11 protein-coding genes are annotated in these 12616 nt (G+C 56.9%); 7 read left to right on the top strand and 4 right to left on the bottom strand.

Annotated features, from left to right (window positions below; all coding sequences use genetic code 11):
* The first annotated feature begins 126 nt into the window (after positions 1-126).
* The 7 genes from hpt (at position 127) to QP503_RS02695 (ending at position 7626) form a co-directional block, all read left to right on the top strand.
* Positions 127-681 carry a hypoxanthine phosphoribosyltransferase gene (gene hpt, locus QP503_RS02665; RefSeq protein ID WP_040318362.1) on the top strand — a complete coding sequence of 185 codons (555 nt, stop codon included), beginning with the start codon at positions 127-129 and terminating at the stop codon, positions 679-681.
* Positions 682-765: 84 nt separating this feature from the next.
* Positions 766-2745, top strand: coding sequence for an ATP-dependent zinc metalloprotease FtsH (gene ftsH / locus QP503_RS02670; RefSeq protein WP_103632698.1), 1980 nt, complete (start codon positions 766-768; stop codon positions 2743-2745).
* The gene (gene folE / locus QP503_RS02675; protein WP_006680775.1) at positions 2745-3317 is read left to right on the top strand and encodes a GTP cyclohydrolase I FolE; all 573 of its coding nucleotides are present in this window, start codon (positions 2745-2747) and stop codon (positions 3315-3317) included. Before ftsH ends, folE begins: the two co-directional genes overlap by 1 nt.
* Complete coding sequence (gene folP / locus QP503_RS02680) at positions 3314-4141, top strand: dihydropteroate synthase (protein WP_006680776.1); 828 nt, start codon at positions 3314-3316, stop codon at positions 4139-4141. The genes folE and folP overlap by 4 nt, the downstream gene beginning before the upstream one ends.
* The gene (gene folK / locus QP503_RS02685) at positions 4138-6360 is read left to right on the top strand and encodes a 2-amino-4-hydroxy-6-hydroxymethyldihydropteridine diphosphokinase (protein WP_285101192.1); all 2223 of its coding nucleotides are present in this window, start codon (positions 4138-4140) and stop codon (positions 6358-6360) included. Before folP ends, folK begins: the two co-directional genes overlap by 4 nt.
* Entirely contained in the window at positions 6361-6837 is a 477-nt protein-coding gene (locus QP503_RS02690) for a DUF3180 domain-containing protein (RefSeq protein WP_006680778.1), read from the top strand.
* 54 nt (positions 6838-6891) lie between these two features.
* The gene (locus QP503_RS02695) at positions 6892-7626 is read left to right on the top strand and encodes a hypothetical protein (RefSeq protein WP_006680779.1); all 735 of its coding nucleotides are present in this window, start codon (positions 6892-6894) and stop codon (positions 7624-7626) included.
* 125 nt (positions 7627-7751) lie between these two features.
* Here QP503_RS02695 and disA read toward each other — a convergent pair whose 3' ends face one another.
* The 4 genes from disA to QP503_RS02715 form a co-directional block, all read right to left on the bottom strand.
* Entirely contained in the window at positions 7752-8822 is a 1071-nt protein-coding gene (disA, locus tag QP503_RS02700; protein WP_006680780.1) for a DNA integrity scanning diadenylate cyclase DisA, read from the bottom strand.
* A gap of 37 nt (positions 8823-8859) precedes the next feature.
* Positions 8860-10230 carry a DNA repair protein RadA gene (gene radA / locus QP503_RS02705; protein ID WP_006680781.1) on the bottom strand — a complete coding sequence of 457 codons (1371 nt, stop codon included), beginning with the start codon at positions 10228-10230 and terminating at the stop codon, positions 8860-8862.
* 81 nt (positions 10231-10311) lie between these two features.
* The gene (locus tag QP503_RS02710) at positions 10312-10986 is read right to left on the bottom strand and encodes a potassium channel family protein (protein ID WP_040318363.1); all 675 of its coding nucleotides are present in this window, start codon (positions 10984-10986) and stop codon (positions 10312-10314) included.
* 150 nt (positions 10987-11136) lie between these two features.
* Positions 11137-12489 (bottom strand): TrkH family potassium uptake protein, encoded by a 1353-nt coding sequence (locus QP503_RS02715; RefSeq protein WP_131367607.1) that lies wholly within the window; start codon positions 12487-12489, stop codon positions 11137-11139.
* Positions 12490-12616 lie beyond the last annotated feature (127 nt).

The raw sequence follows: 12616 nt of genomic DNA on the forward strand, positions 1-12616 counted from the left end.
ACCTCAGTGGCACGTTCGCCCTAAGGTGACAAAGAACGTGATGGATCGCGTCAGGCGGGCACATGTGGCAATCTTGATGGTAGGGCGCTTCTCGAATTGGGGGCGCATTCACGGAAAGAAGATGACGTGGACGCACAGGATATGGGCGACGACCTGCAGGAAATTCTGGTCACGGCAGAGCAGCTTGACCAGCGCCTGAGCGAAATGGCCGCGCAAATTGACGCGGATTATCAAGGCAAAGAAATCCTCATGGTTGGTGTCCTTCGTGGCGCTGTCATGGTGATGGCTGACCTGTCACGCAAACTGCACACTCCGCTGGAAATGGACTGGATGGCCGTGTCCTCGTATGGCAGTGGTACTAAGTCGTCGGGTGTTGTCCGGATCCTGAAGGACCTAGACCACGATGTGAATGGTCGCGACGTGTTGATCGTTGAAGACATCATCGACTCCGGCCTGACCCTTGCGTGGTTGAAGACCAACCTTGAATCGCGTGGCGCGAAGAGTGTGAAGATCGCCACCGCCCTGCGCAAGCCGGAAGCAATGAAGGTTGACGTGGAAGTTTCCTACGTCGGTTTCGACATTCCTGATGAATTCGTCGTCGGATACGGCCTCGACTACGCCGAAAAGTACAGGAATCTGCCGTTCGTTGGAACGCTCAAGCCGTCCGTGTACTCACACTGATCTATCGCATTACTTCAAAGGAAACTTGTGGCTGAAAAGGCAAAGAAGAAGCGAGTTCGCTGGACTGGAATCATCGTCCCTTTCATGATTTTCATGATCGGTGGATGGTTCCTCTGGCAGTACTTCCAACCGCGCGCAGTTGACACGTCCGAGGGCCTCGAAATCCTCAAGGGTGAAACCGTGTCACGCGTTGTCCTGAACGAGGGCACCCAGCAGGTCAACCTGACGCTGACGCAGGACTACACACACGAGGCCACCGGCCTGGGGGATAGGACTCGCAATCTGGGTAAGAACGTCTACTTCACGTACTCGTACACCCAGACCGAAGAGATTCTTACCACGGTCACTGAAAAGGCCCCCGTAAAGGGATGGAACGCCATTCGTCCCCAGGGGTCAGCCATTTCTGCCGTCCTACAGATGGTCATCCCCATCCTGATCCTGATGCTCGCCTTCTGGTTCTTGATGTCCAGATTGTCCGGCTCGCGGATGATGGGCGGATTCGCCCAATCCAAGGCAAAGGAATTTAACCAGGAACGCCCCGACATCTCTTTTGCTGACGTTGCCGGAGAAGACGAGGCCGTCGAAGAACTCGAAGAAATCCGCGAATTCTTGGCTTCGCCTGACAAGTTCCACAAGGTTGGTGCACGCATCCCGCGTGGTGTTCTGCTCTACGGTCCTCCCGGAACCGGCAAGACCCTGCTGGCCAAGGCGGTCGCAGGTGAAGCGCACGCCCCGTTCTTCTCAATCTCCGGTTCGGAGTTCATGGAACTCTACGTCGGCGTCGGTGCATCTCGTGTTCGCGACCTGTTCGAGCGCGCCAAGAAGGCGGCTCCCGCGATCATCTTCGTCGACGAAATCGACGCAGTTGGTCGCCACCGTGGCTCCGGCATTGGCGGTGGCAACGACGAACGTGAACAGACTCTGAACCAGTTGCTGGTTGAAATGGACGGCTTCGACGAGCGTGCGAACATCATCATGATCGCTGCAACGAACCGCCCTGACATTCTGGATCCGGCTCTTCTTCGCCCGGGTCGTTTTGACCGTCAGATCGCTGTTGAAGCTCCCGACTTGAAGGGCCGCGAAGCCATCCTGAAGGTCCACGCTGGTGGCAAGCCCATGACCAACGACGTTGATCTGCGCCAGATCGCGAAGCGCACCCCTGGTTTCACCGGCGCTGACTTGGCCAACGTTCTGAACGAAGCAGCCCTGCTGACAGCGCGCTCGAACGCGGACCTGATCGACAATCGTGCGATTGACGAAGCAATCGATCGCGTGATTGCCGGCCCGCAGAAGCGCACCCGCGTGATGAATGACCATGACAAGGCTGTTACCGCCTACCACGAGGGTGGTCACGCACTCTGCGCCGCAGCGTTGCGCTATACCGACCCAGTCACGAAAGTGACGATCCTGCCGCGTGGTCGCGCGCTCGGCTACACCATGGTCATGCCGACCGAAGACCGCTTCAACCACACGCGCAACCAGCTCCTCGATGAACTGGTGTACGCAATGGGTGGTCGCGTAGCCGAAGAACTCATCTTCCGCGATCCGTCGACGGGCCCGGCAAACGACATCCAGCAGGCCACCAAGACCGCACGCGCCATGATCACTGATTACGGTATGTCTGAGCGCGTGGGTTTGGTCAAGCTTGGCACCACCGACACCGAAGCTTTCGGTCACGGCGGTGGCTCTGAAGCTCGCCCCTACTCTAACGAGATGGCTGGCATCATCGACGATGAAGTTCGCCTACTCTTGGATGGCGCTATGCGCGAAGCATGGGAGATTCTGACCAAGAACCGCGATGTCTTGGACACCCTTGCCCAGCGCCTACTGGACGAAGAGACCCTGGATGAAGCTCAGCTTGCTGAAATCTTCAAGGATGTCGTTAAGCAGGATGAGCGCCCCGTTTGGAACTACGGCGCGGATGCCGCTATTGAAGGTGCTCGCTTGGGTAACCCCGTGGGTATTCCCTCGGCTCAGACTCCCACTGCGCCGGCCCAGCAAGCTGACCGTGTTGAAGAGGCCCCGGCCTCGTCCACGAACGAAAGCCAAGCAGGGGAGAACTGATGGCGTACGACGCGGCCGGCGTGGAAAAAGCGTCGCGCGACCTGCTGATTGCGATCGGCGAGGACCCGACGCGCGAAGGTATGGCAGGTACTCCTGAACGGATGGCGCGCGCATGGCGTGAAATGCTCTCTGGCTTGGAAGAAGATCCGCGCGACTACCTGCGTACTCAGTTTGAGGCGGGAACGGACGAACTTGTCCTAGTCCGCGACATCACCTTCCACTCTATCTGCGAACACCACCTGCTCCCCTTCTACGGTCGTGCACACGTCGGTTATATTCCGTGCGGTGGCAAGGTCACTGGCCTGTCGAAGCTCGCACGTGTCGTCGAAGGCTACGCGCGTCGCCCTCAGGTTCAAGAACGCCTGACCGCGCAGATCGCGGACGCCATCGACGAGGTCCTTTGCCCCCAGGGAGTCATCGTCGTTATGGAAGCAGAGCATATGTGCATGTCCATGCGTGGCATCACGAAGCCCGGGTCTTCCACTGTTACCAGTGCACTGCGCGGAATCATGAATGACGGAACGACACGCGCTGAGATGATGGCTCTCGTCCTTGGAGGTGATCGTTCGTGAATCTCCGCGGTCCGCTTCTGCCTGATGGCCGTACGCTTGGGGGCGAAAACACGCTGGTCATGGGCATCCTCAACGTCACTCCCGACTCTTTTTCAGACGGCGGGAAATGGGCGCACGTGGATGCCGCGATCGAACATGCGCACCAGATGATCGCCGAAGGGGCTACGCTGGTCGACATTGGTGGCGAGTCCACCGCTCCCGGGTCAACGCGGATCGATACGGACGAAGAGTGGAAACGCATTGGTCCCGTCGTTTCATCGCTGGCTGAAGATGGGATCGTTTGCTCGGTTGATACGTTGCACGCTGTGAGCGCGGTGCGTGCCATGGAAGCTGGGGCGCTGATCATTAACGATGTGTCCGGTGGTGGCTGGGATCCGCAGATGCTCTCGGTTGTTGCGGATACGAAGGCAGGTTTCATTCTTCAGCACTATCGTGCGCTTCCCGGAATGCCTGGTGAACACTTCGACTACGGCTCCGACTTGATGGCAACACTGTCGGAGCGTCTGATGCACCAGGTTGATCTGGCTCTGGATGCCGGCGTGAGTGGCGATGCGATTGTCATTGATCCCGGTCTCGGATTCTCGCTGACGAACGAACAATGCTGGCAGATTGTGCGTTCTCTAGGGGAACTGACCGCACTGGGCTACCCTATTCTTATCGGCGCGTCCCGTAAGCGTTTCATCAAAGCGACTGGGCGGGACATGGACGAAGAAACTGGTCGGATCAGTGTGACGTGCATGCGTAACAGTGTGTGGGCGGTTCGCGTTCACAACGTTGGCTTGAATGTTGCCATGATGCGTGAAGGAAATGAGGAAACGCGATGAGCTCGCCGCTTGACGTCATCACTTTGCGTGGTCTGTACGTTGAGGCTGCTCACGGTGTATTTGACTTCGAGCATGACGCGCCCCAGCCGTTTATCGTCGACTGTGCCCTGTGGGTGGATACGTCCGCTTCCTCATCGTCAGATGATATCGCCGACACTGTGTCGTATGCGCTGGTCGCGGATGAAATCACGTCGATTGTTTCAGGTCCCTCCGTGAAGCTGATCGAGACCCTCGGCAATGCGATTGCGAGGCGTCTTTTGCGCTTGGCTCACGTCCTCGGCGTTGAAGTGACGGTTCACAAGCCCCAGGCCCCGCTTGAACAGCCATTTGTGGATGTGTCGGTGACGGTTCGTCGCGGGCAGGTTCCGCTTGCTGTGCCGTCATCTGCATCTTCGTCTCCTGATGTGTCCGCGTCAGCTGGCGTGTCAGATTCTGCCCGGGATCGTTCCTTTATCGACGAGGCCGGCCACCCCGGCTCAGTCGCTACTGGCGGTGATATGGCCGATGATGATCGGCTCGCGAACCTGAGCGAATCGGCGTCTGTCGTGGACACGGATTCTTCTTCGCCGCGACCTTCGGCTTTGGTTCCTGTCCTTGCCCTTGATTCCGAGGTAGACGAGGTAGCCGATCAGGGTGAGGATTGTCCGGCATCGCCCGTCCGAGTGGTCTTGGCATTGGGCGGAAATATTGGTGACGTGCCGTCAACCTTCGCTTCGGCAATCGAAGCGTTGATTGATGATGCGCGTTTCGACGTTGTGAACGTATCGCCGATCCTACGCACACTTCCTGTTTTGAACGAGAACCAGGAGCCGCAGAGTGACTACTGGAATGCTGTCGTACTGGTTGATACAGATTTGACCCCGCGCGAGGTCCTCGACGTTGCCCACGAACTTGAGGACGCAGCTGGGCGCGAACGTAGCGAGCACTGGGGTGCGCGCACGCTGGACATTGACATTGTCGATTACGCGGGTATTTCATACGACGATGGCGTGCTTGTTCTTCCGCATATTCGCGCGCATTCTCGTGCTTTTGTTCTCGCTCCTTGGCTGATGGCTGATTCTTCGGCCCAGCTTGATGGGGTGGAAGTTGAAAAGCTTTTCAACGATGCCTCGGACAAAGATGGCATCATTGACGCGGTTGAAGATTGGCTGATGGACCCAGCGTCCGTGATCGCTGAGTCGGATGAGTGTCTGAATGCTACTTCGTCTGCTCGTGTCTCTTCGATTGTGGACTTCGAAGAGACACGTTCGGCTGACGCGATGCCTGAATCGGAGTCTGAGCTTCGGCAGGACTCTGCTGTTGGCGTTGATGCTGAGTCTCAGACGCCACGTGTTCCGAGCTTGTATGACTTGGATCTGTCGGATCTGTCGGTCGCGTTAGCTGCTCCTCCGACTCTTGAAGGTGAAGAGACTCGTCTTGACCGTATGCCGGCTATCTCTCGCGTGAATCTGCAACCGGATAAGGGAGCAGATGACAAACTCTGGAACGCGTTGTGGGCCAAGTGGTCGCTGAGCCGGGCCGACGAGGCCTTAGAAACCGTTGCTGAGCAGGACGAAGCTGACACTCAGTACCAGGAAGAATCTGGCGATATCGTCGAGGTGCCTGAGCTGGACGTTGATAATCCGGTGATGCTTGATCAGGACAACTTGGTCGAAGGGAACGAAACAGAATCGGAATCGCCCGTCGAGATGAGCGACGAGGCTTCTATTCCTCCTAACGTGGATGCGCAGGAAGAATCTGTTGCGGATGCTGATGCAGACGTTCATGACGACGAAGAAACATCAGCGGGTGAAGAGGCTGGCCGGGAGTCAGAACCTGTTTCCAAGTCGACGTCTTCCCATCGTCTGCAGGGGTTTGGACGCTCACTGAAGTGGTTCCCACTGTTCCCGCGTGACGAAGCCCAAGAACTGAACCCGACCGAAGATCGTGTGCCTGAAAACGCTCGCAAGGGTGAGGTTCGGCCGACGTCACGTGCTCTTCCGAGTTGGGATTTCGCTCATCGTGAGGTACGTATTGTTGACGAACCAAGCCCCGTCGATGCTCTTTCGTCATCTGGGGCCGTTCAGCGACGTTCAATCGTTGATCCTCAGCTACCGGCAGATGCGCTTCGCGGTCCGATCGATGACTCTGAAGTAACGAAGACATCGATCATCCGCAAGCTTGTGGTTCGTCCCTCTTCAACTGGACACATTCCACTGACTAAAGATCAGGGTGAGTGAATGAAACCCGTTTCGTTACCTCGTCTGATTGGGTACGCAATCATTGCGTTGCTCTTGGTGGGCGTGATCGGAATGGGTGTTGTCATCATGGGTGGCACTCCACTTGAAGTCACTCCGATGATCATGGTGCTTGAACTTTTCCTTGCGCTCATGCTGATCTGGTCGGGTATTCATGTGAAGCGCTATCTTGCTCACCGTAAAACCTGGGTGAACGCGCTCAATGCGTTGCGTATCGCCGTGGCAGCCCGCGCCAGCGCGTATGTTTCATCAATCGTCACGGGTACGCTTATCGCTCTCATGCTCATTTCGATGGCACGTATTGGGGCTCCAGCAATGGTTGCCAATGCTGTGATTTCTGGGTTGAGCGCCGTTGCGGGAATCATTTGGTGCGTGTGTGCGGTTATCGTTGAACGCTGGTGCGTCATCGATGCTGACGATGATCCGGAGCATCACAGCCCGAATGTCAGCCCCGCCTGATTCGACGAACCACACGTTTTTGCCTGCTTTTACTTCATAAGGAGGAATTCGGCGATGGGCTCATCTTCCACAGCACCTCGGCCTCAGCCTGCGAAGAAGCGCGTGAAAAAAGTGAATCTCTGGCCGCGACGTATCATCACGGGCACGGGTCTTCTTCTGATTATTGCTCTGCTTGGGTGGGGCATCTATTCGCTCGTCATGATGGCAACGGATGCAACGAAGAAGCAGGTGGAAGGACCTCAGTCGATTTCGGTATACACCGAAGAGACGGTGCAATCTGGTGATGGTGAGATTCGTCTTCGCTCAACCGATAAGGTCACCAAGGATGGGATTATTGCTGCCGATGATTCGGTGACGATCCCTCGCTGTACTTCGGCCGCGATTAAGTATCAGGCATCGACGACGGATACGAACGAGGGCGCTGGCGAGGAAGTCAGTGTTATCGTGAAAAATGAGGGAAATATTTCCTGCTGGACAACCTTCGGGCAGGTTTCACTCAAGATCACCAGTGGTGACCAGCTGATTTATGATTCAGCGCAGTGTTCTGCGTTCGATGAGACGGCGACGAAGCTGGTATTGGCCCCTGACCTTGAATGGGCTACCAGTATCACGTGGGATGGGCGTCATCACTTAGGCGGATGCGTTGAGCTTGCTGAGGGGGAAGAAACCAGTTCGGCACCGGTTGCCGCTGCGGGAACCTATAACGCTCAGCTGTATGTGGGAGCTCGCTCGGTAACGGATAAGAGTGCGTTTGTTGTGATTGCCCCCGAACCGGATCCTGCTGCGTAGGGCTCAGCAGGATCGTCGAGCCTGAGAAAACCTCGCAGAATGAACTGAAGGTGAAAAGTCTGTCGGTTCAACAGTTACTTCGCCAGAGGGCTTATGCAGTTTGGAGTAGTGCTCAATTCGAAGAATTACCAGCCGACAATTCCGTTTGCGGCAACCTGGGCTTGGTGTTCCAAACTGTCGCGAATCAAGCGTGCGCGGTAGGGGCCGATTCCTTCGATGCTCTGGAGTTCGTCCACGGAAGCTCCACGTAGAGATGCGAATGAATCCCAGTGGGTGGTCAGTTCTTTGATGACGCTCCACGGAAGATGCGGAACCAACGACAGCGAACGAATACCACGAGGTTGGATCTCACGGTCGAGGTCAGCGACCTCAAAGACGGACAGGCCAAGAACGTTAGCGATTACTGCCAGGTCGACGAGCTTTTCACTGGGCATATCCGACAGATGCTTTTCGACCGAAGCAACATTTGCTTGATCGCGAATGTAATCGCGCATCACCAGCGCACGTTCGGATGCGGAGCCTCGGATCAGATCATCAAGCTGCAGCGCAAGTAGTCGACCTTCCGAACCGAGTTCTTCAAGATAACCATTAATTTCGGATGTGATCCTGCGGATCATTTCCATGCGCTGCATAACGGTTGCGACATCACGAACGGTCGCAGAATCGCGCATCTCAAGAACGGTCAGAGTCTGGAGGACCTCGTCAAGACGCTGCGAGTAGCGGTCCAATGTGTCGACGGCCAGGTTTGCGCGTGCCAGCAGAGATTCAGGCTCTTCAACCAAGTGGTGATGAGGTCCAACGTAGATGGAAATCATGCGCATCGACGCCGAGAGTGACAGGACAGGCAAGTGTGTTTGGCGGGCGGTACGCTGAGCCGTGCGGTGGCGCATACCGGATTCTTCCGTCGGAATCGACGGGTCTGGAAGTAGCTGGACGTTCGCCTTTCGGATCTGCCAGTTGTTTTTGTCCAAGATGACAGCGCCGTCCATCTTGCAGAGTTCGCGAAGACGCGAGGCGCTGAAAGGAATATCGAGATCGAAGCCGCCCGAACACATGGCTTCAATTTCAGGCGTGTATCCGAGCACGATCAACGCCCCTGTGTGCGAACGCTTAATGCGTTCAAGTCCCTCGCGGAGGTCTGTGCCTGGAGCAACAGCCTGCAGGGCTTCACGGAGAGTTACGGAATCGTCGGTCATCGCTCGGGCCTTCCTTTATCGAGCATCTATTGAAATTTTACGGGAGACCAACACGAATGGCTGTTGAAAGATCAGAGACGGTGAACACGGTCATTCCCTCGATTGGTGGCAAATCTTCGCTTCCCTGTGCGGGAATGATCGCCGTTGTGAACCCCAGACGAGCGGCTTCCGTGAGGCGACGCCCAAGTCCGGTGCATGCTCGGATTTCTCCGGTTAAACCGATTTCACCCATCGCAACGAGTGACTCCCGTGGGGGAGTGCCCTTAAAAGCCGAGATGATCGCAATGGCGGTAGCAAGGTCAATGGCGGGCTCAGTTGTCTTGGCTCCACCAACGGTTGAGGCATACACGTCTAAGGAAGACGAATCGAGTCCCAATCGCGATTGTGCCACCGCCAAGATCATCGAAACACGCGAATGGTCGACGCCCGATGTTGTGCGCCGGGGAGATCCGCCCGCGCTAGGGGCAAGAAGAGCTTGAATCTCGATCGGCATGGGGCGTCGGCCTTCAAGCGACACGGTCGCGCACGATCCTGGGACATCACGCGACGTCTGTGACAAGAACAATCCGGAAGGATCCGGCAGAGCGCGGATCCCAGAATCGATCAGTTCAAAACAACCGACCTCGTCAGTTGGTCCGTAGCGGTTCTTGACTGCCCGCAATAGGCGTAGGCGTGAATGGCGTTCGCCCTCAAACTGACACACCACATCCACAAGGTGCTCAAGGACGCGAGGGCCGGCGATCCCGCCGTCTTTTGTTACGTGACCAACCAGAAGAATCGGCAGGTTTCGTTCCTTAGCCAAGCGAATCAGCCCAGCGGCAACAGCGCGTACCTGCGCGACACCACCCGCGCCACCATCAACCTGTGGAGACTGAATTGTCTGAACCGAATCAACCACCAGAAGCGAAGGAGAAGTCGCATCCACGTGCCCCAAAATGGTCGGCAGAGAATTGTCGTCGGCGAGCAGAAGATCATTGTGAATCGCTCCAATGCGTTCTGCGCGAGCCTTCACCTGCGACGATGATTCTTCACCCGTGATGTAAAGAACCGGCCCCTTTTTCCCTGAATCCCGCGCGGCGCGTGCGGCAACGTCTAAAAGAAGTGTTGATTTGCCAACGCCCGGTTCACCGGCAAGAAGGATCACCGCACCGGGAACAATGCCCCCACCCAAGACGCGGTCGACTTCCCCCACCCCTGTTGGACGAGACTGGGCTTGAGCAGAATCAACGTCAGCAATAGGTCGGGCAAGAACCCTGGGTGCAACCGGCGTGGCAACACCAGCGATGGCGCCACCCGCGCTGGCCTCTTCCACTGTTCCCCACGCCTGGCACTCGCGACACTGGCCGACCCATTTGGGTGAAGTCCACCCGCAGTCGGTGCATCGGTAGCTGATCTTTTCCTTAGCCATAGAACAACGCTACAGACCACCGTGTAGAAACCCGATTGCAATTCCACATGACGTGGTGCAACCCGCTGAAGTGATGCGACTTTATGGACGGTTCGCGAAGTACTCCAGAAGGCGCGCATCGCCCGATACGATGATGACGTCTTCGGGATTAATGCGGGTCGTTGCATCGGCGTACTCGAACGGCATTCCCGGCCTGAGCAAGCCGAGCATATTCACGCCATACCGGCCTCGTAGATCCAGATCGGCCAACGTAAAACCGTGCACTTCCTTTGGTGGACGCAACTTCATAATCGCGAAGCCGTCCTTCTCCATCTCGATGTAGTCGATCATGCGACCACCAACGAGGTGAGCCGTGCGCTGGCCGGCATCAAACTCGGGATAGATGACGTGATGAGCGCCAATACGACGCAGGATTCGACCGTGTTCACGCGAGGTTGCCTTCGCCCAAATCGACGGCATCCCCATGTCAACCAAGTTTGCTGTGATGAGCACGGACGCTTCCAAGGACGAGCCGACGCCAACCACGGCAGCGCGGAAATCGCGAGCACCTAGCTGTTCAAGAGCCTCGATACTCGTTGCGTCGGCCTCCACCAGTGGGAACCTGCCGGCGAACGCCTGAACGCGAGCGGGGTTCTTTTCCACTGCCAGGATCTCGTATCCCAGCTTGTCGAGTGTGACCGCAACTGCCGACCCGAAACGACCCAATCCGATAGCCAGGGTGCCGGACGAAAGGTCCTTGATGTCATCTGATGCCATGGCGCAATTATGCCCTGTTTTTGTTTCCAATGGGTATGGGGCAGGGAGGCCGCGGCGTGGGCGGGCAGAGAGGTGGCCGTTCGCACCAAGCGACGAGGCCGGCCGCACCTTCGTGGCCCTCTTTTTCCCGGTGGCCGATCATGCACAACGTTAGCCGATAATTGGGCGTTCCTCGGGCATGCGGATCACGCGAGAACGCTCACGAAGAGCCAGAGCTGCAGCGACCGTCATCGACCCCGTTCGGCCGGCAAACATCAGGGCGATCAAGACATACTTCGCTAGTGGAGGCAAAGTCGCCGTAATGCCTGTCGACAAGCCAACTGTTGCGAAGGCAGAAATTGTTTCGAACAGAATCGTGTCCAGCGAATAGTTCGTCAGGCTCAGCAAAATAACAACGGAAACGGCCACCATTGCCAGCCCCAACAGCGAGACGGCAACAGCAAGGCGGACAACCGACGGAGCAATGCGACGGCCAAAGGTTTCGATGTCCTGATCACCTCGAGCCTCGGCGATAACGGCGAGTACCAAGATGGCGAAAGTCGTCACCTTCACGCCACCGGCCGTCGATGCGCTGCCACCACCGATCATCATCAAGATGTCTTGAACGAAGTGCGTCTGCGGGCGCATCACCCCAACGTCAACCGCGGATAATCCCGAGGAACGTGTATTCACACCGGATAACAACGCATTCAAGATACGACTGGGAACAGGCAAGGCTCCCAGCGTCTCCGGGTTTGTCCACTCCGTCAATGCGAAAAGGACAGCGCCAATGAAGATCAAGGACACGTAGACCGACAGGGTCAGCTTCGTGTGGAGCGCCCACTTTTGCGGGGTGCGCCAACGGTGAGCAAGATCCTGGATGACGGGGAAACCAATGGCGCCGGTGAAGGTACCTAAAGCAATCGGAGCCAGCATCCACCAGTCGGAAACGTGGGGAGCAAGCCCACCAACTAGAATCACGAATCCCGCGTTATTGAACACTGAGATCGCCATGAAAAGCGCTTCCCATAGCGAGTGAAGAACGCCTTCACCCATGGTCAGGAAACGTGGCAGGAAAACCAGGAAAAGAAGCAACTCGCCCACAAGTGAGGTTGCGATAACAGCCTTCAACAGCCCCGTGATTTGGCCGAGGCCGTCGGACTTTGTTTCCTGGGCGGCCAGCATTCTTTGCGTCAAACCCAGGTGACGTGAAACGGCAAAACCGAGGATCGACGCCAGGGTCATCACGCCCAAGCCACCGATCATGATGCCCATTGCAATGACGACCTGACCGAACACTGTCCAATGGGTGGCTGTATCAACGGTCGTTAAACCTGTCACACACACGGCAGAAACCGCGGTGAAAAGAATGTCAACGAACGATGCCGAACGCGTTGACACGGACGCAAAAGGTAAGCAGAGAAGCCCCGTGATGACCGCAATGATCAGAGCGAAAATGCCCAGAGCCAGACGCGCCGGCGAATAGCGGGCCTGAGAAACAAACCACGCACGGAACTTATCCATCCGAGTGGTTTCTTTTTCGTGAGCCAAGGGGCGCGTGGACGCTGAGTGTGTCGCCAGGGACTGGTCTGCGTATTGCACAAGAGGGGTAGCGGCGAAGTCATCGGAGTGCGACGAGCGTTCAGACGAT

The organism is Pauljensenia sp. UMB0895, from assembly GCF_030218905.1.
GTDB classification, from domain to species: Bacteria; Actinomycetota; Actinomycetes; order Actinomycetales; family Actinomycetaceae; genus Pauljensenia; species Pauljensenia turicensis_A.

Excerpts from the sequence above, each read along its gene's own strand:
- QP503_RS02695 (WP_006680779.1), top strand. The coding sequence starts at position 6,892 with ATGGGCTCATCTTCCACAGCACCTCGGCCTCAGCCTGCGAAGAAGCGC.
- QP503_RS02690 (WP_006680778.1), top strand. The coding sequence starts at position 6,361 with ATGAAACCCGTTTCGTTACCTCGTCTGATTGGGTACGCAATCATTGCG.
- folE (WP_006680775.1), top strand. The coding sequence starts at position 2,745 with ATGGCGTACGACGCGGCCGGCGTGGAAAAAGCGTCGCGCGACCTGCTG.
- folK (WP_285101192.1), top strand. The coding sequence starts at position 4,138 with ATGAGCTCGCCGCTTGACGTCATCACTTTGCGTGGTCTGTACGTTGAG.
- ftsH (WP_103632698.1), top strand. The coding sequence starts at position 766 with ATGATTTTCATGATCGGTGGATGGTTCCTCTGGCAGTACTTCCAACCG.
- QP503_RS02710 (WP_040318363.1), bottom strand. The coding sequence starts at position 10,986 with ATGGCATCAGATGACATCAAGGACCTTTCGTCCGGCACCCTGGCTATC.
- disA (WP_006680780.1), bottom strand. The coding sequence starts at position 8,822 with ATGACCGACGATTCCGTAACTCTCCGTGAAGCCCTGCAGGCTGTTGCT.
- radA (WP_006680781.1), bottom strand. The coding sequence starts at position 10,230 with ATGGCTAAGGAAAAGATCAGCTACCGATGCACCGACTGCGGGTGGACT.
- QP503_RS02715 (WP_131367607.1), bottom strand. The coding sequence starts at position 12,489 with ATGGATAAGTTCCGTGCGTGGTTTGTTTCTCAGGCCCGCTATTCGCCG.